Annotated in this window: 19 protein-coding genes; 12 read left to right on the top strand and 7 right to left on the bottom strand. The window is 69.5% G+C overall.

What is annotated here, in order from left to right:
* Nucleotides 1-4: 4 nt before the first annotated feature.
* From asnB to F0P95_RS13120, 3 genes are all read left to right on the top strand, one after another.
* Nucleotides 5-1948 (top strand): asparagine synthase (glutamine-hydrolyzing), encoded by a 1944-nt coding sequence (gene asnB / locus F0P95_RS13130; protein WP_182334600.1) that lies wholly within the window; start codon nt 5-7, stop codon nt 1946-1948.
* Between the two features lie 74 nt (nt 1949-2022).
* Nucleotides 2023-2580: an NADPH-dependent FMN reductase gene (locus F0P95_RS13125; RefSeq protein WP_182334599.1), complete on the top strand. Its 558-nt coding sequence runs from the start codon at nt 2023-2025 to the stop codon at nt 2578-2580.
* Between the two features lie 226 nt (nt 2581-2806).
* Nucleotides 2807-4222 (top strand): replicative DNA helicase, encoded by a 1416-nt coding sequence (locus F0P95_RS13120; protein ID WP_054666361.1) that lies wholly within the window; start codon nt 2807-2809, stop codon nt 4220-4222.
* A 15-nt stretch (nt 4223-4237) separates the two neighbouring features.
* On the opposite strand, the gene F0P95_RS13115 is transcribed toward F0P95_RS13120, so the two are convergent.
* Both F0P95_RS13115 and acnA read right to left on the bottom strand, forming a co-directional pair.
* Nucleotides 4238-5380 carry a dipeptidase gene (locus F0P95_RS13115; protein ID WP_182334598.1) on the bottom strand — a complete coding sequence of 381 codons (1143 nt, stop codon included), beginning with the start codon at nt 5378-5380 and terminating at the stop codon, nt 4238-4240.
* Between the two features lie 247 nt (nt 5381-5627).
* Nucleotides 5628-8384: an aconitate hydratase AcnA gene (gene acnA, locus F0P95_RS13110; RefSeq protein WP_182334597.1), complete on the bottom strand. Its 2757-nt coding sequence runs from the start codon at nt 8382-8384 to the stop codon at nt 5628-5630.
* A 278-nt stretch (nt 8385-8662) separates the two neighbouring features.
* Here acnA and F0P95_RS13105 point away from each other — a divergent pair, with 278 nt between their 5' ends.
* The 4 genes from F0P95_RS13105 (at nt 8663) to F0P95_RS13090 (ending at nt 12838) form a co-directional block, all read left to right on the top strand.
* The gene (locus tag F0P95_RS13105) at nt 8663-8896 is read left to right on the top strand and encodes an AbrB/MazE/SpoVT family DNA-binding domain-containing protein (RefSeq protein ID WP_182334596.1); all 234 of its coding nucleotides are present in this window, start codon (nt 8663-8665) and stop codon (nt 8894-8896) included.
* Complete coding sequence (locus F0P95_RS13100) at nt 8893-9294, top strand: type II toxin-antitoxin system VapC family toxin (protein WP_054666354.1); 402 nt, start codon at nt 8893-8895, stop codon at nt 9292-9294. The genes F0P95_RS13105 and F0P95_RS13100 overlap by 4 nt, the downstream gene beginning before the upstream one ends.
* 41 nt (nt 9295-9335) lie before the next feature.
* Nucleotides 9336-11927: a bifunctional aconitate hydratase 2/2-methylisocitrate dehydratase gene (gene acnB, locus F0P95_RS13095; protein WP_182334595.1), complete on the top strand. Its 2592-nt coding sequence runs from the start codon at nt 9336-9338 to the stop codon at nt 11925-11927.
* 143 nt (nt 11928-12070) lie between these two features.
* Nucleotides 12071-12838, top strand: coding sequence for an SDR family oxidoreductase (locus tag F0P95_RS13090; RefSeq protein WP_182334594.1), 768 nt, complete (start codon nt 12071-12073; stop codon nt 12836-12838).
* Between the two features lie 33 nt (nt 12839-12871).
* On the opposite strand, the gene F0P95_RS13085 is transcribed toward F0P95_RS13090, so the two are convergent.
* Complete coding sequence (locus F0P95_RS13085; RefSeq protein ID WP_054666338.1) at nt 12872-13435, bottom strand: response regulator transcription factor; 564 nt, start codon at nt 13433-13435, stop codon at nt 12872-12874.
* Entirely contained in the window at nt 13432-14667 is a 1236-nt protein-coding gene (locus F0P95_RS13080) for an ATP-binding protein (protein WP_182334593.1), read from the bottom strand. The genes F0P95_RS13085 and F0P95_RS13080 overlap by 4 nt, the downstream gene beginning before the upstream one ends.
* An 83-nt stretch (nt 14668-14750) precedes the next feature.
* Between F0P95_RS13080 and ispG the strand changes: the two genes are divergently transcribed.
* The 3 genes from ispG (at nt 14751) to F0P95_RS13065 (ending at nt 17603) form a co-directional block, all read left to right on the top strand.
* On the top strand, nt 14751-16016 hold the full coding sequence (ispG, locus tag F0P95_RS13075) for a flavodoxin-dependent (E)-4-hydroxy-3-methylbut-2-enyl-diphosphate synthase (RefSeq protein WP_182334592.1): 1266 nt from the start codon (nt 14751-14753) through the stop codon (nt 16014-16016).
* A complete protein-coding gene (locus F0P95_RS13070; protein ID WP_413974949.1) occupies nt 15982-16695 on the top strand; it encodes a phosphatase PAP2 family protein in 714 nt (237 codons plus the stop codon). Before ispG ends, F0P95_RS13070 begins: the two co-directional genes overlap by 35 nt.
* A gap of 260 nt (nt 16696-16955) precedes the next feature.
* A complete protein-coding gene (locus tag F0P95_RS13065) occupies nt 16956-17603 on the top strand; it encodes a response regulator (RefSeq protein ID WP_182334590.1) in 648 nt (215 codons plus the stop codon).
* A gap of 76 nt (nt 17604-17679) precedes the next feature.
* Here the strand turns inward: F0P95_RS13065 and F0P95_RS13060 are convergent, their stop codons facing one another.
* Nucleotides 17680-20823, bottom strand: coding sequence for an Rne/Rng family ribonuclease (locus F0P95_RS13060; RefSeq protein WP_182334589.1), 3144 nt, complete (start codon nt 20821-20823; stop codon nt 17680-17682).
* Nucleotides 20824-21233: 410 nt separating this feature from the next.
* On the opposite strand from F0P95_RS13060, the gene F0P95_RS13055 reads away from it, so the two are divergent.
* A complete protein-coding gene (locus F0P95_RS13055; protein ID WP_182334588.1) occupies nt 21234-22223 on the top strand; it encodes an RluA family pseudouridine synthase in 990 nt (329 codons plus the stop codon).
* An 81-nt stretch (nt 22224-22304) separates the two neighbouring features.
* Here F0P95_RS13055 and F0P95_RS13050 read toward each other — a convergent pair whose 3' ends face one another.
* Nucleotides 22305-22718, bottom strand: coding sequence for an energy transducer TonB (locus tag F0P95_RS13050; protein WP_056931738.1), 414 nt, complete (start codon nt 22716-22718; stop codon nt 22305-22307).
* Between the two features lies 1 nt (nt 22719).
* Complete coding sequence (locus tag F0P95_RS13045; protein ID WP_054668699.1) at nt 22720-23064, bottom strand: 4a-hydroxytetrahydrobiopterin dehydratase; 345 nt, start codon at nt 23062-23064, stop codon at nt 22720-22722.
* Between the two features lie 90 nt (nt 23065-23154).
* Here F0P95_RS13045 and F0P95_RS13040 point away from each other — a divergent pair, with 90 nt between their 5' ends.
* The gene (locus tag F0P95_RS13040; protein ID WP_054666326.1) at nt 23155-23754 is read left to right on the top strand and encodes an NfuA family Fe-S biogenesis protein; all 600 of its coding nucleotides are present in this window, start codon (nt 23155-23157) and stop codon (nt 23752-23754) included.
* Nucleotide 23755 lies beyond the last annotated feature (1 nt).

Below are 23755 nucleotides of genomic sequence, written 5' to 3'. Positions count from 1 at the left end.
CTGTATGTGCGGACTGGCAGGAATCCTGCAATCGCAGGCGCGGTTGCAGGAAGCGGAGTTGACGGCCCTGGCCGGCGCGATGGGCGATGCGCTGGCCCATCGCGGTCCCGATGACCGCGGCGTCTGGATCGATGCCGCCGCCGGGGTGGCGCTGGCGCACCGGCGGCTGAGCATCCTCGACCTGTCGCCGCTGGGCCACCAGCCGATGCGGTCCAGCGACGGCCGTTACTGGCTGGCCTACAACGGCGAGATCTACAACTTCGCCGCGCTGCGCGCCGAGCTGGAGCCGCTCGGCCACCGCTTCGGCGGCCACTCCGATACCGAGGTGCTGCTGGCCGCGGTCGTGCAGTGGGGGCTGGAGGCGACGCTGCGGCGTTGCAATGGCATGTTCGCCATCGCCCTGTGGGACCGCCGCGAGCAGCGCCTGTCGCTGGCCCGCGACCGGGTCGGCAAGAAGCCGCTGTACTACGGCTGGGCCGGCGACGCGCTGGTGTTCGGTTCCGAGCTGAAGGCGCTGTGGCGGCACCCGGCCTTCGACAACGGCATCGACCGCGATGCGCTGACCCTGCTGCTGCGGCTGGACTACATCCCGGCGCCGCACTGCATCCACGAGCGTGCGTTCAAGCTGATGCCGGGCCGGGTGCTGCACCTGGACGCGGCGGCGGTGGCGGCCGGTGCCGCCGCGCACCGGCCGGCGCAGGCGCAGGTGGCCTACTGGGACGCACGCGAGCGCATGGCCGCCTGCCTGGCCGCACCGTTCGCCGGCAGCGAGGCCGAGGCGGCCGATGCGCTGGACGGGCAGCTGCGCCAGGCCGTGGCGCTGCGCATGGTGGCCGACGTGCCGGTGGGGGTGTTCCTGTCCGGCGGCACCGATTCGGCCCTCGTCGCGTCGCTGATGCAGGCGCAGAGCGCGGCCCCGGTGCACAGTTTCAGCATCGGCTTCGAGGATTCCGACCACGACGAGGCGCCGCTGGCCAGGGAGGTGGCCGCCCACCTGGGCTGCGACCACACCGAGCTGTACGTCAGCGGCGCCGATGCGCTGGCGGTGGTCCCGGAGCTGCCGGCAATGTTCGACGAACCGTTCGCCGATGCCTCGCAGGTGCCGACCGCGCTGGTCGCGCGGCTGGCGCGGCGCGGGGTCACCGTGGCGCTGTCCGGCGATGGCGGCGACGAGCTGTTCTTCGGCTACACCCGCTACCAGCGCGCGCTGCGCAACTGGCGCGCACTGCAGCGCGTGCCGGCGCCATTGCGGCGCTGGCTGGGGCGCCATGCCCGCGCGCAGGGCGAGGCATCGCGTGCCGGCGGCCTGGCCGCGCTGCTGGCCGAGGCCGGCGCCACCGGCGTCGGCGATGTCTACCGCAACCGCATCTCGCGGTGGCGCGATCCCGCCGCGGTGGTGCGCGGGGCGCACGAGCCGGCCACGTTCTACAGCCTGCCCGATCCGCTGCAGGGGCGGGGCGGGGCGGCCGATGCGATGATGCTGGCCGACTTCACCACCTACCTGGCAGACGACCTGCTGTGCAAGGTCGACCGCACCAGCATGGCGGCCAGCCTGGAGGCGCGCGCGCCGCTGCTGGACTGGCAGGTGGCCGAGTTCGCCTGGTCGCTGCCGCTGGACATGAAGCTGCGCGACGGCATCACCAAATACCTGCCCAAGCAGGTGCTGCGGCGCTACCTGCCCGACGCGATGGTGTTCCGCGGCAAGCGCGGCTTCGGCGCGCCGGTGACGCAGTGGCTGCGCAGCGACCTGCGCGACTGGGCCGGCGACCTGCTCGATCCGCGGCGGCTGCGCCAGGACGGGGTGTTCGAAGAGGCCGCGGTTTCGGCGCTGTGGCAGCGCTTCGGCCAGGGCGAGCGCAAGTGGCATACCCACCTGTGGAACGTGCTGATGTTCCAGGCCTGGCAGGCCCACTGGCAGGCGCAGCGGGCGCAGGCCGGCACCGGCTGACGGCCCGCCGGCCTTCACCGGCCGCGAAGGCGCGGCCGGCTAGGCTGGCCCTCCCTTTCCGGAGTGAGGTCGTCATGCAACCGCATCGCATCGCCGTACTTGTCGGCAGCCTGCGCAAGGAGTCCCACAACCGTCGCCTGGCGCTGGCCCTGGAAAAGCTGGCCGGCGAGCGCGCGCGGTTCGACTACCTGCGCATCGACGACATCCCGCTCTACAACCAGGACCACGACGGCGACTTCCCGGCGCAGGGCACGCGCCTGAAGAATGCGATCCGCCAGGCCGACGCGGTGCTGTTCGTCACCGCCGAGTACAACCGCTCCATTCCCGGCGTGCTCAAGAACGCCATCGACACCGCCTCGCGTCCCTACGGCGACGGCGCTTTCGACGGCAAGCCGGCGGCGGTGATCGGCACCTCGCCCGGCGCGGCCGGCACGGCGATGGCGCAGCAGCACCTGCGCAACGTGCTGGTGTTCGTGAACCTGTCGGTGATGGCCCAGCCCGAAGCCTTCCTGCAGTACAAGGACGGGCTGATCGAGGCCGACGGCAGCGTGACCAACGACGGTACCCGCCGCTTCCTGCAGGCCTATGTCGACCGCTTCCTGGACTGGGTCGGGACGCACGCGCCAGGCTGAACACCCCAAGCTGAACGCCCCGACGGGACGCGAACAGGCGATAATGCGGGCCCCGGTAGCGGCAAGCGGCCGGGGCGCCCGTGCCGGTGGCGCGGCGGCCCTTGAGAAGCGGGCCCGGCGGCCACATCCACGGGCTGCCGACAACTTGTCCACGGACTTATCCCCACATTGCCGGCCTGCATCGGCCTACCATGGCCGGGTCGTTTCCCGCTGCACAAAGGTTTTCATGTCTGCCCGTCCTGGCTTCCGTTCCGACCGCAACGACCGCGCAGAGCGCGGCGAACAGCGCATCGACACCCTGCGCGTGCCCCCGCATTCGGTCGAGGCCGAACAGGCGGTGCTCGGTGGCCTGATGCTGGCACCGGAGGCGTTCGACCGGGTCAACGAGGCATTGACCGAAAAGGACTTCTACCGCCGTGACCACCAGCTGATCTACCGCGCCATCCGCGAACTGTCCGAGCGCGACCGCCCGTTCGACGCGGTGACGCTGGGCGAGTGGTTCGAATCGCAGGGCAAGCTGGAGCAGGTCGGCGACGGCGCCTATCTGATCGAACTGGCCAGTACCACGCCGTCGGCGGCCAACATCGGTGCCTATGCCGAGATCGTGCGCGACAAGGCGGTGCTGCGGCAGCTGATCCAGGTGGGGACCGACATCGTCAACGACGGCTTCCAGCCCGAGGGCCGCGACAGCACCGAACTGCTGGCGTCGGCGGAAAAATCGGTGTTCGCCATTGCCGAGCAGGGCGCGCGCGGGCGCACCGACTTCGTCGCCATGCCCGGTGCCCTGAAGGATGCGTTCGAGGAACTGCGCAACCGTTTCGAGAACGGCGGCAACATCACCGGCCTGCCGACCGGTTACAACGAATTCGATGCGATGACCGCCGGCCTGCAGCCGACCGACCTGATCATCCTGGCCGCGCGCCCGGCGATGGGCAAGACCACCTTCGCGCTGAACATCGCCGAGTACGCGGCGATCAAGTCGAAGAAGGGCGTGGCGGTGTTCTCCATGGAAATGTCGGCCTCGCAGCTGGCCATGCGCCTGATTTCCTCCAACGGCCGCATCAATGCCACGCGCCTGCGCACCGGCCAGCTCGAGGACGAGGACTGGAGCCGCGTCACCAGCGCCATCCGCATGCTCAAGGAGACCAAGATCTTCATCGACGACACCCCGGGCGTGTCGCCGGAAGTGCTGCGCTCCAAGTGCCGCCGGCTCAAGCGCGAGCACGACCTGGGGCTGGTGGTGATCGACTACCTGCAGCTGATGAGCGTGCCGGGCAACAGCGAGAACCGCGCCACCGAGATTTCCGAGATCAGCCGCTCGCTCAAGGGCCTGGCCAAGGAGCTGAACGTGCCGGTGATCGCCCTGTCCCAGCTCAACCGCTCGCTGGAAACGCGTACCGACAAGCGCCCGGTGATGGCCGACCTGCGCGAATCCGGCGCCATCGAGCAGGACGCGGACATGATCGTGTTCATCTACCGCGACGAGTACTACAACAAGGAAAACTCGCCGGACAAGGGCCTGGCCGAGATCATCATCGGCAAGCACCGCGGTGGCCCCACCGGCTCGTGCAAGCTGAAGTTCTTCGGCGAGTACACCCGCTTCGACAACCTCAGCCACGACAGCGTCGGCGCGTTCGAGTAACGCGCCGCGGCGGCGTCAGCCGTCGCTCCAGATGTCGCCGAAGGCGCGGGCGAAGTTCGCGCCCAGCACCTTGTCCACCACGCGCGGCGCATGCCCGCGGCGGAGAAGGGCATCGGCCACCTGCAGCAGCTTGCGCGGAGTATTGGCGTCGGGCAGGTAGGGCGTGCGGTTCTCGCCCGGCGCGCCGGTGCCGGCCAGCCTGCGCTCGCGCATCTGCCGGTCCATTTCGCGGATGTCCTCCTCATCGACAGGGAAGAACAGCGCGTCGGTGCCGATCCCGACGTGGTCTTCGCCACATACGCGCAGCGCATGCTCCAGATGCGCGATGTAGTCGGCCAGCAGCGGCTGGCGGCTGTCCTCGGTGAGGAACGGCAGCATGTAGATGCCAACCACGCCGCCCTTGTCGGCCATCGCCCGCAACTCGGTGTCGCGCTTGTTGCGCGGATGGTCGAACACCGCGCTGCAGCCGGCATGGGTGATCAGCGGTGGCGCGCGGCTGGCGTCGATGCCTTCGCGGGTGGTCAGGGCGCTGGAGTGGCTCAGGTCCAGCGCCACGCCGCAGGCGTTCATGCGGGCGATGGCCTCGCGCCCGAGCGGGCTCAGGCCGCTGGGTGCAGGGTCCAGGCAACCGCCGCCGAATGGCGAGGCATGGTTGTAGGACAGCTGCATGACGCGCACGCCGAGTCCGCGGAACAGGTCGATGCGCTCGACCTTGTCCTCGAGCATCGTGGCGGCCTCGAACGAGAAGATCAGCGCCACCTTGCCTTCGCGCTTGGCACGCGCCAGGTCGCCGTGGTGGGTGACCTTCAGGAACATCGCCGGCTGCGACTCGACCAGTTGCTGCGCGCGGGCGATGTCGGCGACGGTTTCCTCGAATGAACCGGCCGCGCCGCCGAGGGTGGTCTTGATCACGCTGATGCCCGACTCGCGGATCTGGCGCAGGTGCAGGGCCTGCGCGTCGTCGTGCAACAGCGCGCCGACCGAGGCCAGCGCATTGGCATCCAGGACCAGCGCGCTGGCGTAAAGCGCCGTGCTGTCCGGACCGGCGGCGAGGGGGGGCGCTGTGGCGGCCGTCGCGACGGCCGGTGGCAAGGCCAACCCCGCCAGCAGGCCGCTCCCCCATCCCAGCACGCGGCGACGCGATGCATCGATACCCATCGAACTCCCTTCGTGGCGATGACAGAAGGCGATGATGGCCCAGGGGGGCGCCCGGCACAAACCCGGGCCCGGGCCTGCGCGTTTCAGCAGGCGGTCGCGCCGCTTTCTTCGCTGCCAGCTGGCGGAGTACGTACTGCGGCAGGCCGCCATTGCGGGTGAGGGCGGACCGTCCGCGCTGCACTGCCGCGCGGTCCAGGCGAACGCCCCGCGCGCTGCGCGGGGCGGGTCTGCGTGTTTCAGCAGGCGATCACGCCGCCTTCTTCGCTGCCAGCTGGCGGAGTACGTACTGCAGCAGGCCGCCATTGCGGAAGTACTCGACTTCCTTCGGGGTCAGCAGCAGCACATGCGCCTGGAAGGTGGCCGTGCGGCCGTCGGCATGGGTCGCGGTGACGGTGGCGCGCCTGGAGTGGCCGTCTTCCAGTCCGCTGATGTCGAACACCTCCGAGCCGTCCAGCCCCAGCGTCTGCGCGTTCTCGCCCGGCAGGAACTGCAGCGGCAGCACGCCCATGCCGACCAGGTTGGAGCGGTGGATGCGCTCGAAGCTCTCGGCGATCACCGCCTTGACCCCGAGCAGGTTGGTGCCCTTTGCCGCCCAGTCGCGCGAGGAGCCGGTGCCGTACTCCTTGCCGGCCACCACCACCAGCGGCGTGCCGGCGGCCTTGTACTTCATCGCCGCGTCGTAGATGGACATCTTTTCCGGCGGCTGTGCGCCGAAGTACAGGGTGTTGCCGCCTTCCTCGCCACCGAACATCAGGTTCTTGATGCGGATGTTGGCGAAGGTGCCGCGCACCATCACGTCATCGTTGCCGCGACGGCTGCCATAGCTGTTGAAGTCGGCCGGCTGCACGCCGCGCGACTGCAGGAAGCGGCCCGCGGGCGAATCCTTCTTGATGTTGCCGGCCGGGGAGATGTGGTCGGTGGTGATCGAGTCCCCGAACAGGCCGAGCACGCGCGCGCCGTGGATGTCGGCGATGCGGCCCACGGCCATGGTCATGCCGTCGAAATACGGCGGGTTCTTGATGTAGGTCGACTCGGCGTTCCAGCGGTAGGCCTGGCCTTCCGGCGACTCGATCTGCGCCCAGCGGCTGTCGCCCTTGAACACGTCGGCATAGTTCTGCTTGAACATCTCCGGGCCGACGGTGGCGGCGATGACGTCGCCGATCTCCTTGTTGCTCGGCCAGATGTCGCGCAGGTAGACGTCGTTGCCGTCGCGGTCCTTGCCCAGCGGTTCGCGGGTCAGGTCGATGTTGACCGTGCCGGCGATGGCGTAGGCCACCACCAGCGGCGGCGAGGCCAGGTAGTTGGCCTTGACCTCCGGGTGCACGCGGCCTTCGAAGTTGCGGTTGCCCGACAGCACCGAGGCCACCACCAGGTCGCCGGCGGCGATGCCGGCGCTGACCTCGGTGGGCAGCGGGCCGGAGTTGCCGATGCAGGTGGTGCAGCCGTAGCCGACCACGTAGAAGCCCAGCTTCTCCAGTTCCTTCAGCACGCCGGCCTTTTCCAGGTAGTCGGTGACCACCCGCGAGCCCGGCCCGAGCGAGGTCTTGACCCAGGGCTGGCGGGTCAGGCCGCGCGCGGCGGCGTTGCGCGCCAGCAGGCCGGCACCGATCATCACCGCCGGGTTGGAAGTGTTGGTGCACGAAGTAATGGCCGCGATCACCACCGCGCCGTCCTTCAGCCGCACCTTGCGGCCGTCGATCTCGACGTCGGCATGGCCCTTGGCCAGCTGCTCGTTGCCCACCGCGGCGCCGCCGCCCTCGTTGATGAAGTCGGCGACCTCGCCGTTGCGCCGGTCACGGTTGGCGGTCAGCCCACCCAGCGCGTCGGCGAAGTTGCCGCGCACGTCCTGCAGCAGCACGCGGTCCTGCGGGCGCTTGGGCCCGGCCAGCGACGGCTGCACCGTGGACATGTCCAGTTCCAGCGTGGCGCTGTAGTGCGCGTGCGGCGACCCGGGCGCGTGCCACAGGCCCTGGGCCCGGGCATAGGCTTCCACCAGCGCGATCTGCGCCTCGCTGCGCCCGGACAGGCGCAGGTAGTTCAGCGATTCGGCATCGATCGGGAAGATGCCGCAGGTGGCGCCGTATTCCGGGGCCATGTTGGCGATGGTGGCGCGGTCGGCCAGCGGCAGGTGCTGCAGGCCATCGCCGTAGAACTCGACGAACTTGCCGACCACGCCCAGCCTGCGCAGCATCTGGGTGACGGTCAGCACCAGGTCGGTGGCGGTGGCGCCCTCGGGCAGGCGGCCGCTGAGCTTGAAGCCGACCACCTGCGGGATCAGCATCGAGGACGGCTGGCCGAGCATGGCCGCCTCGGCCTCGATGCCGCCCACGCCCCAGCCGAGCACGCCGATGCCGTTGATCATGGTGGTGTGCGAATCGGTGCCGAACACGGTGTCCGGGAAGGCCCAGCGGGTGCCGTCGACCTCGCGCTCCATCACCACCCGGGCCAGGTTCTCCAGGTTCACCTGGTGCACGATGCCGGTATTGGGCGGCACCACCTTGAAGTTCTCGAACGCCTTCTGGCCCCAGCGCAGGAAGCTGTAGCGCTCGCGGTTGCGCTCGAACTCGATGCGGCCGTTGAGGTCCAGCGCGTCGGCGCGGCCGAACACGTCCACCTGCACCGAGTGGTCGATCACCAGTTCCGAGGGGATCAGCGGATTGATCTGCTCGGCGCGCCCGCCCAGCCGGGTGACCGCGTCGCGCATCGCCGCCAGGTCCACCACGCAGGGCACGCCGGTGAAGTCCTGCAGCACCACCCGTGCCGGCATGAAGGCGATCTCGGTGTCCGGTTCGGCCTTCGGGTCCCAGGTGGCCACGGCCTCGATGTGCTCCGGGCCGACCGTCTGCCCCCCATCCTCGTGGCGGAGCAGGTTCTCCAGCAGGATCTTCATCGAGTAGGGCAGGTGCGAGATGTCGAAGCGCTCGCCCAGCCGGGGCAGGCTGCAGTACGTATAGGTCTGGTCGCCGACGGTGAGTTGGCTGCGGGTGGAGAACGAATCGCTCATGGCTGACTCCTGTGTTGCGGATGGCGTGCGGCGGCGCGCGGGGCGCCTGCTGGCTGGGGGCGGACCCCGTTCAGTAACGGCTGCCCGAGTATGGACGATCTTCCCCGGGGCGGGGCCGCGCATGCCATCGAGCATACGCACCGGTTTGTTGCAGCCGTGTCACGAGGCCGTTGCCGGCCCTTGCGCGGCAAGGGCTGCGCCGTCGCCGGCGGTACTGGCAGGGTTTGGGTATGCCCGTGCAGGTATGTATAATTCGTACATACTCAGGAGGGCGCCCGATGGAAGCCACCGTTGCTGAACGTGGACAGATCACCCTGCCCAAGGCCGTGCGCGACGCACTGGGCCTGACCAAGGGCACGCTGCTGAAGGTCGAGCTCGAAGGCAGCCGCATCATCCTGCGCAAGAGCGTGGACGACGCCATTTCCCGTGCCCGCGGCAAGTTCGCGCTGGACGGCTTCCCGTCGGCCGAACAGGCCGTGCGCACCGTCCGCGACGAGGCCGGCGAGGCATGATCGCGGTCGACTCCCCGGTACTGATCGAACTGCTCAGCGACGGCCCCCGCGCCGACGCGGTGGAGGCCTGCCTGCGGCAGGCGCTGGTCGGTGGCCGGGTGGTGGTCTGCGGCACCACGCTGGCCGAACTATGCGCCTCGCTGCGCGGCGGCGCGCAGGTGCAGGAGGCGCTGGAGGAAATGGGCATACATTTCAGTCCGCTGGAGGCCAAGTCGGCGCTGCGCGCCGGCGAGATGCACCGCCGCCACCGCCAGCGCAATGCCGGCGACACCCGCCGCATCGACGATTTCATGGTCGGCGCCCACGCACTGCTGCAGTGCGACGGCCTGATCACCTGGAACGACACGTTTTACCGCGACTACTTCAAGGGCCTGAAGCTGATCGTGCCGCAAGCCTGAGCCCATACCCCATTCCTCATCCGTACCACCCGGGAGTTGTCATGTTGGAAGCCTACCGCCACCACGTAGCCGAGCGCGCCGCGCTTGGCATCCCGCCGCTGCCGCTGAGCGCACAGCAGACGGCCGACGTCATCGAACTGCTGAAGAACCCGCCGGCGGGCGAGGCCGAGTTCCTGCTCGACCTGATCACCCACCGCGTGCCGGCCGGCGTGGACGATGCGGCCAAGGTCAAGGCGTCCTACCTGGCCGCCATTGCCTTCGGCACCGAGAAAAGTGCCCTGATCAGCCGCGAGCGCGCCACCGAGCTGCTGGGCACCATGCTCGGCGGCTACAACGTCGCGCCGCTGATCCAGCTGCTGGACGACGCCCAGGTCGGCGCCATCGCCGCCGGCGCGCTGAAACACACCCTGCTGGTGTTCGATGCGTTCCACGACGTGCAGGAAAAGGCCAAGGCCGGCAACGCCAACGCGCAGTCCGTGCTGCAGAGCTGGGCCGACGCCGAGTGGTTCACCAGCAAGCCGGAAGTGCCGCAGAGCCTGACCATCACCGTGTTCAAGGTGCCGGGCGAGACCAACACCGACGACCTGTCGCCGGCGCCCGACGCGACCACCCGCCCGGACATCCCGATGCACGCCCTGGCGATGCTGAAGAACAAGCGCGACGACGCGCCGTTCACCCCGGAGGAAGACGGCAAGCGCGGCCCGATCCAGCAGATCCTGTCGCTCAAGGACAAGGGCCACCTGGTCGCCTACGTCGGCGACGTGGTCGGCACCGGTTCCTCGCGCAAGTCGGCCACCAACAGCGTGCTGTGGTGGACCGGCGACGACATCCCGTACATTCCCAACAAGCGCGCCGGCGGCGTGTGCCTGGGCGGCAAGATCGCGCCGATCTTCTACAACACCATGGAAGACGCCGGTGCGCTGCCGATCGAGCTGGACGTGTCGAAGATGGAGCATGGCGACGTCGTCGAACTGCGTCCGTACGACGGCAAGGCGCTGAAGAACGGCGAAGTGATCGCCGAGTTCGAAGTGAAGTCCGAAGTGCTGTTCGACGAAGTGCGCGCCGGTGGCCGCATTCCGCTGATCATCGGCCGTGGCCTGACCGCCAAGGCGCGTGAGGCGCTGGGCCTGCCGGCCACCGACCTGTTCCGCCTGCCGGTGCAGCCGGCCGATACCGGCAAGGGCTACTCGCTGGCGCAGAAGATGGTCGGCCGCGCCTGTGGCCTGCCGGAAGGCAAGGGCATGCGCCCGGGCACCTACTGCGAACCGAAGATGACCTCGGTGGGCTCGCAGGACACCACCGGGCCGATGACCCGCGACGAGCTCAAGGACCTGGCCTGCCTGGGCTTCTCGGCCGACCTGGTGATGCAGTCGTTCTGCCACACCGCCGCCTATCCGAAGCCGGTGGACGTGAAGACCCACCACACCCTGCCGGAGTTCATCTCCACCCGCGGCGGCGTGTCGCTGCGTCCGGGCGACGGCGTGATCCACAGCTGGCTCAACCGCATGCTGCTGCCCGACACCGTCGGCACCGGTGGCGACTCGCATACCCGTTTCCCGGTGGGCATCTCGTTCCCGGCCGGTTCGGGCCTGGTCGCCTTCGCCGCCGCCACCGGCGTCATGCCGCTGGACATGCCCGAGTCGGTGCTGGTGCGCTTCAAGGGCCAGATGCAGCCGGGCGTGACCCTGCGTGACCTGGTCAACGCGATTCCGCTGTACGCCATCAAGCAGGGCCTGCTGACCGTGGCCAAGGCCGGCAAGAAGAACATCTTCTCCGGCCGCATCCTGGAGATCGAGGGCCTGCCGGACCTCAAGGTGGAGCAGGCGTTCGAGCTGTCCGACGCCTCGGCTGAGCGTTCCGCCGCCGGTTGCAGCGTGCGCCTGAACAAGGCACCGATCATCGAGTACCTCAACAGCAACATCACGCTGCTGAAGTGGATGATCGCCGAGGGCTACCAGGATGCCCGCTCGCTGGCGCGCCGCGTCGAGAAGATGGAAGCGTGGCTGGCCGACCCGCAGCTGCTCGAGCCCGATGCCGACGCCGAGTACGCCGCGGTCATCGAGATCGACCTGGCCGACATCCACGAGCCGATCGTGGCGTGCCCGAACGACCCGGACGACGTCAAGACCCTGTCCGAGGTGGCCGGCGCCAAGATCGACGAGGTGTTCATCGGCTCGTGCATGACCAACATCGGCCACTTCCGCGCGGCCGCCAAGCTGCTGGAAGGCAAGCGTGACATCCCGACCCGCCTGTGGGTGGCCCCGCCGACCAAGATGGATGCCTCCGAGCTGACCAAGGAAGGCGTGTACGGCACCTTCGGCAGCGCCGGCGCGCGCATGGAAATGCCGGGCTGCTCGCTGTGCATGGGCAACCAGGCGCAGATCCGCGAAGGCTCCACCGCGATGTCGACCTCGACCCGCAACTTCCCCAACCGCCTGGGCCGCAACACCAACGTGTACCTGGGCTCGGCGGAACTGGCGGCGATCTGCTCGCGCCTGGGCCGGATCCCGACCAAGGAGGAGTACATGGCCGACATCGGCGTGATCAACGCCAACGGCGCGCAGATCTACCGCTACATGAACTTCGACCAGATCGCGGACTACAAGGACGTGGCCGACACCGTCGCGGCGTAAGCCACGACGAATGCAGCACGCGGAAAGCCCGGCACATGCCGGGCTTTCCGTTTTCATGCGTGCGCCAATGCCATGTCCGATAGCGGCGAGCGCCATGCGCCGCGCGCCTTCATCCTGCGCGCTCCATCCATCGGGAGCAGGACATGAAGGCATTGCACGACAAGACCGTATTGATCACCGGCGCCAGTTCCGGCATCGGCCGCGCCGCCGCGCTGCTGTTCGCCGCCGAAGGCGCACGGGTGGTGCTGGGCGCACGCCGCGGCGCCGAGCTGGAGGCGCTGGTCGCGCGCATCCAGGCCGGGGGCGGGGCCGCTACCTGGCTGGCCGGCGACGTGCGCGAAGAAGCCTATGCGCAGGAGCTGGTGCGCCATGCCGAGGACACCTTCGGCCCGCTGCATGCGGCGTTCAACAACGCCGGCGTACTGGGGCCGCTGCAGCCCACGCCCGAGGTCGCGCTGGCCGACTGGCGCCACGCGCTGGAGGTCAACCTGACCGCTGCCTTCCTCGGCGCCAAGTACCAGATCCCGGCGCTGCTGCGCGCCGGCAGCGGCAGCAGCCTGGTGTTCACCTCGACCTTCGTCGGCCACACCGCCGGTTTTCCATGCACGGCCGCATATGCGGCCAGCAAGGCCGGGGTCATCGGCCTGGTGCAGTCGCTGGCCGCCGAGCTCGGGCCGTCCGGGGTGCGCGTCAACGCGCTGCTGCCCGGGGGGACCGACACGCCGATGGCCCGCGAGATGAACCCCGACGAGGCGGCGCTGGGCGCGGTGGCGCGACTGCATGCGCTGCGGCGGCTGGCGCAGCCGGAGGAAATCGCGGCCGCGGCGCTGTTCCTGGTCTCGCCGGCATCCTCGTTCGTCACCGGCACCGCGATGCGGGTCGATGGCGGGGTGTCCATCCAGCGCGGGTGAGGCGCGCCGTTTCCGGGGCGGCGGTGCGCAGCGTCAACGGTGCGGGTCGCGCTCCGGGCTCGGCCGCTTGAGCAGCTTGCGCTGCAGCGAGCGGCGGTGCATGCCGAGCAGGCGTGCGGCGGCCGAGACGTTGCCGCCGGTTTCGTGCAGCGCCTGCTGGATGTGTTCCCACTGCAGGCGGCTGATCGGCGTCATCGCGTCGGGGGGCTCGATGTCCTCGTGCTCCTCGCCGTTCTCGTCGGCCTCGCCGAGCGCGCGCAGGATCATCGGCACCGTCGCCGGCTTGGGCAGGTAATCGTCGGCGCCAAGCTTGATCGCTTCCACCGCGGTGGCGATGGAGGCGTAGCCGGTGACCAGCAGGATGCGCATGTCCGCGCGCAGCGTGCGCAGCGGCTGGATCAGCGCCAGTCCGGATTCGCCGCCGAGCTTGAGGTCGATCAGCGCGAACGCCGGCGGCGACCGCGTGGCCTGCTCCAGCGCGCTGGCGATGTCGTGGGCGGTGACGGTCTCGATCTCGCGGCGGGCGAGGCTGCGCTGCAGGGTGCGCACGTACAGCGGGTCGTCGTCGACCAGCAGGCCGTGGGAAGAGGAGGTCATGGATTCGCTTCCATAGTGACAAGGGGCAGGCGGAAACCGACGCGGGTACCGCGGCCTTCGGCCGGGCGCATCCACAGTTCCCCGTGCAGGCGTTCTATCGTGGCGTGCGACAGCGCCAGGCCCACGCCCATGCCGCCGCTCTTGCCGCTGTTGAACAGGGTACCCGGCAGCGCCGCGTGGGCGGCGTCGTTGGCCTTGAAGCCGGGGCCATAGTCGCGGACTTCGCCGTACAGGTGGTCGTCGCGGATGCGGATGTCCAGGTCCACCTGGCCATGGCCGGTCTGTTCGCCGGCGTCGGCGGCGTTGTTCAACAGTACCTGCAGCAGGTGGCCGACGCCCGGGTCCAGCGCCAGCTGCAGCGGTGCGTCGGCATTGCGCCGCAGGTGCACGGTCGGGCGCACCAGGCGCCATTGCTCGAGCACGTTGCCGATCGACACGCGGGCGCGGCTGCGCGCGCCTTCCGCCGGCGCCGCCAGCGCCAGGACCCGCTCGCGGCATTGCACCAGCAGGCCGCGCAGGGTGTCCATGTCCTCCAGCATCGCCGGGTCGTCGGCGTACTGCTCGGCGATGTCGTCGGCCAGCAGGGTCATGGTCGCCAGCGGCGTGTTCAGTTCATGCGCCACCGAGGCCGCGTGGGTGGCCAGGGCGACGATGCCCTCGTTGCGCACGAAGCGCTCGCGCAGCAGCGCCAGCTGGTTCTCGCGCTCGCGCAGCGCCGCGGCCAGCCGCGTGGAAAACACCAGCACGACCACGCTGGAGAGCAGGAAGTTGGCTGCCGCGCCCCACAGGTGCAGGCTCATCGAATCGAAGTAGCCGCCGTGCAGCGGCAGCCCGAAGATCGCGCTTACCGCATAGCCGGCCACGCAGGCCGCGGCCACCGCATGGGTCCAGCGCAGGGGCAGGGCCAGCGCGGCCAGCGCGATCAGGATCAGGAACAGCGAGCCGAACGGATTGGCGATGCCGCCGCTCCAGCCGACCATCCAGGTCAGCACGGTGACGTCCACCAGGATGTGGCCGAAGGCGGTGACCGGGGCAGGGTCGCTGTCGTGCACGCGCAGCTGCACGTAGAGGTTGAACAGCGCCAGCACGCACACGCCGCTCCACAGCGGCAGCTGCGGCAGGTCGAGCCCCAGCAGCCCGGTGGCGACCAGGATCGCGCTGGCCTGGCCGGCGGTGGCCAGCCAGCGCAGGCTGCACAGGGTGCGGAGGAACGAGGTATCCGGGGAATCCATGCGTGCATCGTAATGCGTCCCGGCCCGCCGGCGCTCGCCGTGGTTCATCCCGGGACGGCGGCCGGCGCGCTAAAATGCGCGCCATGCACGACGCCGTCACCCGCCCGACTCCTCCCGCCGACGCCACCGCCTGGCCCCGCCGCATCACCCATGCCGTCGATATCGGCGGAGTGAAGGTCGGTGGCGGCCACCCGGTGGTCGTCCAGTCGATGACCAATACCGACACCGCCGATGTCGCCGCCAGCGTCCGCCAGGTGGCCGAGCTGTGGCGCGCCGGTTCGGAAATGGTGCGGCTGACCGTCAACAACGCCGAATCGGCGGCGGCCATTCCGCGCATCGTCGACAAGCTGCGGATGATGGGCATCGACGTGCCGCTGATCGGCGACTTCCATTACAACGGCCACCAGCTGCTGGCACAGGAGCCGGCCTGCGCCGAGGCGCTGGCCAAGTACCGCATCAACCCGGGCAACGTGGGCTTCGGCAAGAAGAAGGACACCCAGTTCGCGCAGCTGATCGAGTTCGCCGTCCGCTACGACAAGCCGGTGCGCATCGGCGCCAACTGGGGCTCACTGGACCAGAGCCTGGCGGCCCGGCTGATGGACGAGAACAGCCAGCGCGAACAGCCGTGGGACGCCGGCCGGGTGCTGCGCGAGGCACTGATCCGCTCGGCGCTGGATTCGGCGCAGACCGCGGTGGAACTGGGCCTGCCGCGCGAGCGCATCGTGCTGTCGGCCAAGGTCAGCGGCGTGCAGGAGCTGATCGCGGTGTACCGCGACCTGGCCAACCGTTCCGATTTCGCCCTGCACCTGGGGCTGACCGAGGCCGGCATCGGCAGCAAGGGCATCGTCGCCTCGTCGGCGGCGCTGGCGGTGCTGCTGCAGGAAGGCATCGGCGACACCATTCGCATCTCGCTCACGCCCGAGCCGGGGCAGCCGCGCACGCAGGAAGTCATCGTCGCCCAGGAACTGCTGCAGACCACCGGGCAGCGTGCGTTCACGCCCATGGTCACGGCCTGCCCGGGCTGCGGCCGCACCACCTCCGAGTTCTTCCAGGAGCTGGCCAAGGTGGTGCAGAACCACGTGCGCGAGAAGATGCCGGTGTGGCGCGTCAGCCACCCGGGCGCGGAGAACATGACCCTGGCGGTCATGGGCTGCATCGTCAACGGCCCGGGCGAGTCGCGCCATGCCAACATCGGCATCTCGCTGCCGGGCACCGGCGAGGCGCCGGCCGCGCCGGTGTTCGTCGACGGCGAGAAGAAGGTGACGCTGCGGGGCGAGAACATCGCGCAGGAGTTCGTGGCGCTGATCGACGAGTATGTCGAGAACCGCTATGCGCGCGACGCAGGCTGAATCCCGCCGCGAAGCCGCCGGCGTGCGCGACTGGCTCGCGCACAACGCCTGGCGTCTGCTCGTGCTGTTCGTCTGCCTGCTGCTGCCGCTGGCCGGGTTCGTGGCCCTGGCCGAGGAAATCCACGAGGCCGAGTCGCTGTACTTCGACCAGGCGCTGCTGTGGCGCATGCATGGGCTTGCCTCACCCGCGCTGGATGCGTTCTTCCTGCTGATGTCGCGGCTGGGCTACCAGTGGGGCGTGATTCCGCTGGACCTGCTGCTGGTGGCCGTGCTCGCATTCCGGCGGCGCTGGCGCAACACGCTGTTCGCCGCCACCGCCTTCGCCGGCTCGGCGCTGTTGAACATCGGCAGCAAGCAGTTGTTCCAGCGCGAGCGCCCGGGCCTGTGGGAATCGATCGCGCCGGAAAGCACCTTCAGTTTTCCCAGCGGGCACGCGATGGGGTCGATGACGCTGGCCGCCACCGCGCTGTTCCTGGCATGGAACACGCGCTGGCGCTGGCCGGTGGCGATCACCGGCGGCATCTTCGTGTTCTGCGTCGGGTTGTCGCGCGTCCATCTGGGCGTGCATTACCCCTCCGATATCCTGGGCGGCTGGTGCGCTGCGCTGGCGTGGGTGACCGGCGTGCATGTACTGCTGTTCCGTCGCCGCTGGTCGCCATCGGCTGCGGCGAAACCCTAATTGCCTGCGAGGGATGCACTGATGGCCGCACAACGCTGCGGCGCACAGCATGTCATGGCCGGTCACCCGGCGCCGATCACGGCCGGGTCATGCGTGGACAGGGGAGTTGTCCAAGTGTGCCGTCCCCATGGGGCGGGACCGGCTTCTTGACTGATAATGGGCGCGGCCTGCGCGATGGCGGATCCACCGCCCGGCTCCGGATGGCGGAGCTGCATGGCCGGCTGCGACTGTCACTGGGTGTCGGGGGGAGGAAGCGGGTAGTGACGATAACGGTATTTCTCATTGACGACCACGCGCTGGTGCGCACCGGTCTGCAGATGATCCTTGCCGGTGAAACCGGTATCGAGGTGGTTGGCGCCGCGGACAGCGGCGAAGCGGCCCTGCCGCAGATCCGCCGGCTGAAACCGGACGTGGTGCTCTGCGACCTGAACCTGCCGGGGCTGAGCGGGCTGGAGATCACCGAGCGCATCGTCAAGGGCGACCACGGCACCCGCGTGATCATCGTGTCGGTACTGGAAGACGGGCCGATGCCCAAGCGGCTGCTGGAAGCCGGTGCCTCCGGTTATGTCGGCAAGGGCGGTGACGCCCGCGAACTGGTGCGCGCCATCCATGACGTGGCGCTGGGTCGACGCTATCTGGCCAGCAACATCGCCCAGAACCTGGCCCTGTCCAACATAGGCGGCGACGAATCGCCGTTCGATGGTCTCTCGCCGCGCGAACTGGAAGTGGCCCTGCTGCTGGTGCAGGGGCACCGCCAGGAGGAGATCGCCCGCCGCCTCAGCCTGAGCGCCAAGACCATCAACACGCACAAGTCGCGCCTGTTCCAGAAGACCGGCGTGCACGACAACATCGCACTGGCGCGCCTGGCTGCCCAGTACGGCGTGGGCGATCCATCGAAGGCGATATGACAGCCTCCGCCGGCGCCGGAGGCACATGAAAAAAGCGGCCCGTGGGCCGCTTTTTTCATTCCGGGACGCGCTGCCTTCAGGCGTTGCGGTGCGGCTCGTCCGGGTTCGCTGCGCTGACGCCGGCCTCTGCCTCTGCCTCGACTTCGGCGGTGGCGATCGTGTCAGCTGCGGATTCCACATCTGTGGCCAGCGGCGCCTGGTCGCCGGACGCGTGCTGCTCGCCGGTTGCCGGCGCCGTCACCGGTGCCTCGGCGAACAGCTGTCCGTTCTCCGGCAGGGCCGGTTCCGGCGTGGCAGCCGGGACCGGCATCGGCTCTACCGCAACCGCAACCGGTTCGACGGCCACCACCACTGCCTCGACCGGCGCCGCAGGCTCGGCGACGACCGCTGGCTCCGGGGCATCCTGCTGCACGGCTTCTTCCGCCACCGGTGCGGCGACCGGTGCGGCTTCCACTGCCGGTACGACGACGGGCGTGGCTTCCGCCGTTGCCACCACGGTCTCCAGCACGGGTTCCGGCTGCGCGATGGCCGTGGTTTCCGGTTCGGCGGCGATGCTCACCGCCGCGATCGCGGCGGCAGGCGCTGCAGCGGGCTCGGCCTGCGGCGCGACCGGCGCTTCGGCGCGCGCAGGGCGCGGTGCACGTGCGGGCGCATGGGCGATCGCCGGCTCGTCGTCGAAATCGAACTCCGGCTGGGCCGCGGCCGGTACGGCGTCCGTTCCGGTGGACTCGCTGCCGGCGTCCTCGCCCTCGTCGGCGATGTCGTCATCGTTGCCCAGCACGTCGGTATCGGCGTTGCCGGTGCCTTCGGCATTGCCGCGGCGGCGGCGGCGGCCGCCACGGCGACCACGGCGGCGGCGGCTGGCGCCGTCGCCAGTGCCATCGTCGGTGGCCGGAGCGATGGTCTCATCGGTCGCAACAATGGCCTGCTCGGCGGTGGTGGTCACCGCTGCGGTGTCCTCCACGACCGGCAGCTGCACCTTGGCCGGGGCTTCGGTGGCGTCCGTATCCACGGTGGCGACCACGGTTGCCGCGGCCATGGCCGGGGCGGCTGCCACGACCGGGCGCGGGGCCTCGGCCTGCGGCTGCCGTGCCGGCTTTTCGCTGGCCGGCTGCACGGCCTTGTCCGCGTCCTGCTGCGGCTTGGGCTGCTTGGGCTGCTTCTGCGGCTTGGGCTGCTGCTGTTCGTTGTTGCGCTGCTGCTTGCCCTGCGGGGCCTGCTGTTCGCCGCGCTGCTTGGGCTGCTGGCCGGCATTCTGCTGCTGCGGGTTGCCGCCGCCGCCCTGGCGACGGTCATCGCGACGCTCGTCGCGGCGCTGCTCGTCGCGACGGTTGCCGTTGCCGTTGCCATTGCCGCCGTTGCGTGCCGGCTGGCCGTTGGCGCCATTGTTGCCATTACGGCCGTCGCGGCGCGGATTGTTGCGGTCGTTGCGGTCGTTGCGGTTGCCGCGGCCGCTGTCCTGGCGCGGCTGCGGCTGGGCCGGTGCCGCCGGGGCGGTCTCGCCACCGAAGACCCGCTTGAGCCATCCCATCACACCGCCGCTCGCCGGCGCGGCGGGCGCGGGTGCGGCGACCGGGGCCGGTACCGGCGCCGGTTCCGGGACCTCGCGTACCGGGGCCGGCTGGCTGTGCTTGACGTGGGTCACCGCCGGGGCCGGCGGGATGTTCAGCTGCGCCTTGGTCAGGGCGTGCACCGGCAGCTTGCGCGGGGTGCCGCGCTGGTAGCTCGGCCTGCCCGACTCCTCGCCCAGCTCGTTCTCGCGCAGGCGGGTGACTTCGTAATGCGGGGTGTGCAGCTGCTCGTCGGCGACGATGATGATCGGCGCGTCGTGGCGGCGCTCGATCTCGCGCAGCGCGCTACGCTTCTCGTTGAGCAGGAAGTTGGCGATCTCGACCGGGGCCTGGACCAGCACCTGCCCGGTGTTTTCCTTCATCGCATGCTCTTCGGCGACGCGGATGATCGACAGCGACAGCGACTCGACGCTGCGCATGCGGCCCTGGCCGTCGCAGCGTGGGCACACGATCTGGCTGGACTCGCCCAGGCTCGGGCGCAGCCGCTGGCGGCTCATTTCCATCAGCCCGAAGCGCGAGATGCGGCCCAGCTGCACGCGCGCGCGGTCGTACTTGAGCGCGTTCTGCAGGCGGTTCTCGACTTCGCGCTGGTGCTTGTTGGAGGACATGTCGATGAAGTCGATCACCACCAGGCCACCCAGGTCGCGCAGGCGCAGCTGGCGGGCCACTTCCTCGGCGGCTTCCAGGTTGGTCTGGAACGCGGTGTCCTCGATGTCGCTGCCCTTGGTGGCGCGGGCCGAGTTCACGTCGATGGCGGTCAGCGCTTCGGTCTGGTCGACCACGATCGAGCCGCCGGACGGCAGGCGCACGTTGCGCTCGTAGATCGCCTCGATCTGCGATTCGATCTGGAAGCGGTTGAACAGCGGGATGTCGTCCTTGTAGTGCTTGAGCTTGCGCAGGGTCTGCGGCATCACCTGCTGCATGAACTCGCGCGCGGTCTCGTACAGCTCCTCGGTGTCCACCAGGATCTCGCCGATGTCGGCGCGCAGGTAGTCGCGCAGGGCGCGCACGATCAGGCGCGACTCCTGGTAGATAAGGAACGGCGCGGGCTTGGCCAGCGCGGCCTCGGCGATGGAGCGCCAGACCTGCAGCAGGTAGTCCAGGTCCCACTGCAGTTCCTCGGCATCGCGGCCGACGCCGGCGGTGCGGATGATCACGCCCATGTCGTCGGGGATGTTCAGCTTGTCGAGCGCGTCCTTGAGCGCGGCGCGATCCTCGCCCTCGATGCGGCGCGAGACGCCGCCGGCCGACGGCGAGTTCGGCATCAGCACCATGTAGCGGCCGGCCAGGGAGATGAACGTGGTCAGGGCGGCGCCCTTGTTGCCGCGCTCCTCCTTGTCGACCTGGACCACGACTTCCTGGCCCTCGCGCAACAGCTCGCGGATGCCGGCCTTGTTGTGGTCGACACCGGCCTGGAAGTAATCGCGGGAGATTTCCTTCAGCGGCAGGAAGCCATGCTTGTCACCGCCGTATTCGACGAAAGCCGCTTCGAGGGAGGGTTCGAGCCGGGTGATGCGGCCCTTGTAGATGTTGGACTTCTTCTGTTCCTTGGACGGCTGTTCGATGTCGATGTCGTACAGGGTCTGGCCGTCCACGATGGCCACGCGCAGCTCTTCGGCCTGCGTGGCATTGATCAGCATTCGCTTCATTGTGCGTTCCTCGCGCGCTGCTACCGCGCGGAACGCCATGGCGTTTCGCCTCTGGACACGGGTCGCCGCCCCTCGCGCAGGCGCGGGCAGGGGCGGCTTGGGTTTCCAGCGCTACGACACCACGGCAGGCCGCGGGAGCGCTTGTGTTCTTGGTTTCAGGTGTTTCGGGGCCGGCGGCCGCTCCGGCCGTGGCCGGGGCGTCGCACGGGACATGTTTTTTCGTCCAGCACGGATGCTTTTGGCATCCGGCGATGGCCGGGAGCGCCGACGAGCCGCTAACATGGCCGCCCCGGGGGCGGTGGCCGCGCACTGTGCCGGACCCGTCGGAAGCCGGGCTTCTGGCCCTGATCAACTTCCAACGAAATCAAACCCTTATATCGCTCCCCGAGTGTAACAGAATAAACAGGCAGATGACTGACTCCGAAGACCGCCGCATACCGCCTGCGGGCAAATCCAGCGTGCGCCTGATCAAGGTTCCGGAAGACCGGGCCGGGCAGCGGCTGGACAACTTCCTGCTCGGCCAGCTCAAGGGCGCCCCGCGCAGCCTGGTCTACAAACTGGTGCGCAGCGGCCAGGTGCGGGTCAATGGCGGCCGAGCCAAGGCCGAGCGCAAGCTGGAGGCGGGCGAGGAGGTGCGCGTGCCGCCGGTCAATCTCGCCGAGGTCGGAGACAAGGCGCCACCGCCGGCCGGCTTCCTGCAGCGCATGGAGCAGGCCATCGTGTTCGAGGACGCGCGGCTGCTGGTCATCAACAAGCCTTCCGGGGTGGCCAGCCATGGCGGCAGCGGCATCAGCCATGGCGCGATCGAAACCATGCGCGCCCTGCGTCCGAACCAGGGGCTGGAGCTGGTCCACCGTCTGGATCGCGACACCTCGGGGCTGCTGGTCATGGCCAAGAAGCGCTCGGCGCTGTCCGAGCTGCAGGCGCTGCTGCGCGAGGACCACGACGGCACCGGGCCCGGCGGCATCCGCAAGCGCTACCTGACCCTGCTGGTCGGGCGCATGCCCGATGGGGTGATGAGCGTGGATGCGCCGCTGCACGTGGGCCTGCGCCAGGGGGGCGAACGCCATGTGCAGGTGAATGCGGCCGGCAAGCCGTCACTGAGCCATTTCAGGGTGCTGGAGCGGCGCGGCGGTCATTCGTACTGCGAGGTGAAGATCGATACCGGGCGTACCCACCAGATCCGCGTGCATGCCCAGCACATCGGTCATCCGGTCGCCGGTGACGACAAGTACGGCGATCCTGCGGTCAACAAGCGGTTTCGCGAGCAGATCGGGCTGAAGCGGCTGTTCCTTCACGCCGCCTCGCTGGAGTTTGCGCTCGATGGCGGCAAGGTGCCCTATGTGCTCAACGCACCGCTGGCGCCGGAACTGGCCGAGGCGCTGGACCGGTTGCGCTGATCCGGCGCGCATGCGCTGACGCCGCTTGGGCGGCATCGGGTCTGGTGCCCGTGCCGCCGCGCCGCATCGATGCGGGGGCGGTCAGCCGCCGCGGCGCATGCGCTCCTCGATGGCGAAGCAGCTGTCCGGCTTCGGCTGCGGCGGGTTGAAGCTCACCGGAACCTGGATGGTGGTCGGCACCGCCTGGCCATTGCGGGTGGCGGCCTTGAACTTCCATTCGCGCACGCGCTGGATCGCCGCATCGTCGAGCTGGCTGTTGCCGCTGCTGGTGAGCAGCGTGACTTCGGTCGGGGTGCCCTGCGGCCCGACCACGACCTTGAGCACGCTCTGTCCGCCGACGCCGCTGCAGGCCAGTTCGACCGGGTAGTCCGGCGGTGGCGTCTGTACCGCGGCCACCTCGGTGGGGGCGATCACCGGCGCGGCCGGTTCGGAAGGGCCGCAGGCGCTGAGCGCGATGGCGGTGGCGAGGGAGCCCAGCAGGAGATGCGCTTTCATGTCATTGCTCCACAAGTGCGGATGCCTTGGCGGCACAGATGAAATCGTTCTCGCTCAGCCCGCCCACGTCGTGGGTGGAAAAGCGGACGATCGCGCGGTCGTAGTGCACCCCCAGGTCGGGGTGGTGGTCCTCGCGGTGCGCGACCCACGCCAGGGCATTCACGAACGCCATGGTGCCGTGGTAATTGTCGAAGCTGAACGTGCGCACCAGGGCGTGGCCGTCCTCGGCCAGCTCCCAGCCCGGGACCTGCGGCAGCAGTTCGGCCAGCCGCGCCGCCCCGAGCCGGTGCTCGCTGCCCCTGCGCGGAATGCAGTGCGCCTGCGCGAGTGGAATCAGATCGGCCATGGGAATCTCCATCGACAAGGGGCTGAACGGCGCTGCGCGTGGAATCAGTGTCCCATCAGCAGTTGCCAAGACACGGCTAGAATACCCCGCATGATCCAGATTTCAGATACCGCACAGAGCCATTTCCGCAAGTTGATCGAACGCGAGGCCGTGCCCGGCATGGGCGTGCGCCTGAGCGCGGTCGAACCGGGGACGCCACGCGCCGACGCGCGCCTTGAGTTCGCCGAGCCGGCCGATCTGCTGGGCGACGAATGGGCGGTGGACTGCGACGGCTTCACGCTCTACGTGGCGGCCACCAGCGTGGCCTGGCTGGACGGCGCCGAGATCGACTACGTCACCCAGGCGGCGGGTACCCAGCAGCTGACCATCAAGGCGCCGAAGATCAAGGGCGAAGCGCCCGGCGAGGCGGCGTCGATGGTCGAGCGCGTGCATTGGGTCATCGAGAACGAGGTCAACCCGCAGCTGGCTTCGCACGGCGGCCGCGTCGCGGTGCAAGAAGTGTCCGCCGACGGCGTGGTGCTGCTGCGCTTCGGCGGCGGCTGCCATGGGTGCGGCATGGCCGACGTGACCTTGAAGCAGGGCATCGAGAAGACCTTGATGGCCCGCGTGCCTGGCGTCACCGCGGTGCGCGACGCGACCGACCACGCCAGTGGCCAGGCCCCCTACATTCCGCGCGGCAGCGCGGGCTGAG

This window comes from Stenotrophomonas acidaminiphila, assembly GCF_014109845.1.
Classification (GTDB): domain Bacteria; phylum Pseudomonadota; class Gammaproteobacteria; order Xanthomonadales; family Xanthomonadaceae; genus Stenotrophomonas; species Stenotrophomonas acidaminiphila.
The sequence above is the reverse complement of the archived record's forward strand: the minus strand, read 5'-3'. Positions and strand labels throughout refer to the sequence as shown.

What these genes read in the sequence shown, in the direction of transcription:
- F0P95_RS13120 (WP_054666361.1), top strand. Translation starts at nt 2,807, where the DNA reads ATGTCTGCCCGTCCTGGCTTCCGTTCCGACCGCAACGACCGCGCAGAG.
- F0P95_RS13100 (WP_054666354.1), top strand. Translation starts at nt 8,893, where the DNA reads ATGATCGCGGTCGACTCCCCGGTACTGATCGAACTGCTCAGCGACGGC.
- F0P95_RS13070 (WP_413974949.1), top strand. Translation starts at nt 15,982, where the DNA reads ATGTCGAGAACCGCTATGCGCGCGACGCAGGCTGAATCCCGCCGCGAA.
- acnA (WP_182334597.1), bottom strand. Translation starts at nt 8,384, where the DNA reads ATGAGCGATTCGTTCTCCACCCGCAGCCAACTCACCGTCGGCGACCAG.
- F0P95_RS13115 (WP_182334598.1), bottom strand. Translation starts at nt 5,380, where the DNA reads ATGGGTATCGATGCATCGCGTCGCCGCGTGCTGGGATGGGGGAGCGGC.
- F0P95_RS13055 (WP_182334588.1), top strand. Translation starts at nt 21,234, where the DNA reads ATGACTGACTCCGAAGACCGCCGCATACCGCCTGCGGGCAAATCCAGC.
- F0P95_RS13125 (WP_182334599.1), top strand. Translation starts at nt 2,023, where the DNA reads ATGCAACCGCATCGCATCGCCGTACTTGTCGGCAGCCTGCGCAAGGAG.
- F0P95_RS13050 (WP_056931738.1), bottom strand. Translation starts at nt 22,718, where the DNA reads ATGAAAGCGCATCTCCTGCTGGGCTCCCTCGCCACCGCCATCGCGCTC.
- acnB (WP_182334595.1), top strand. Translation starts at nt 9,336, where the DNA reads ATGTTGGAAGCCTACCGCCACCACGTAGCCGAGCGCGCCGCGCTTGGC.
- asnB (WP_182334600.1), top strand. Translation starts at nt 5, where the DNA reads ATGTGCGGACTGGCAGGAATCCTGCAATCGCAGGCGCGGTTGCAGGAA.
- F0P95_RS13085 (WP_054666338.1), bottom strand. Translation starts at nt 13,435, where the DNA reads ATGACCTCCTCTTCCCACGGCCTGCTGGTCGACGACGACCCGCTGTAC.
- F0P95_RS13040 (WP_054666326.1), top strand. Translation starts at nt 23,155, where the DNA reads ATGATCCAGATTTCAGATACCGCACAGAGCCATTTCCGCAAGTTGATC.
- F0P95_RS13060 (WP_182334589.1), bottom strand. Translation starts at nt 20,823, where the DNA reads ATGAAGCGAATGCTGATCAATGCCACGCAGGCCGAAGAGCTGCGCGTG.
- F0P95_RS13045 (WP_054668699.1), bottom strand. Translation starts at nt 23,064, where the DNA reads ATGGCCGATCTGATTCCACTCGCGCAGGCGCACTGCATTCCGCGCAGG.
- ispG (WP_182334592.1), top strand. Translation starts at nt 14,751, where the DNA reads ATGCACGACGCCGTCACCCGCCCGACTCCTCCCGCCGACGCCACCGCC.
- F0P95_RS13105 (WP_182334596.1), top strand. Translation starts at nt 8,663, where the DNA reads ATGGAAGCCACCGTTGCTGAACGTGGACAGATCACCCTGCCCAAGGCC.
- F0P95_RS13090 (WP_182334594.1), top strand. Translation starts at nt 12,071, where the DNA reads ATGAAGGCATTGCACGACAAGACCGTATTGATCACCGGCGCCAGTTCC.
- F0P95_RS13080 (WP_182334593.1), bottom strand. Translation starts at nt 14,667, where the DNA reads ATGGATTCCCCGGATACCTCGTTCCTCCGCACCCTGTGCAGCCTGCGC.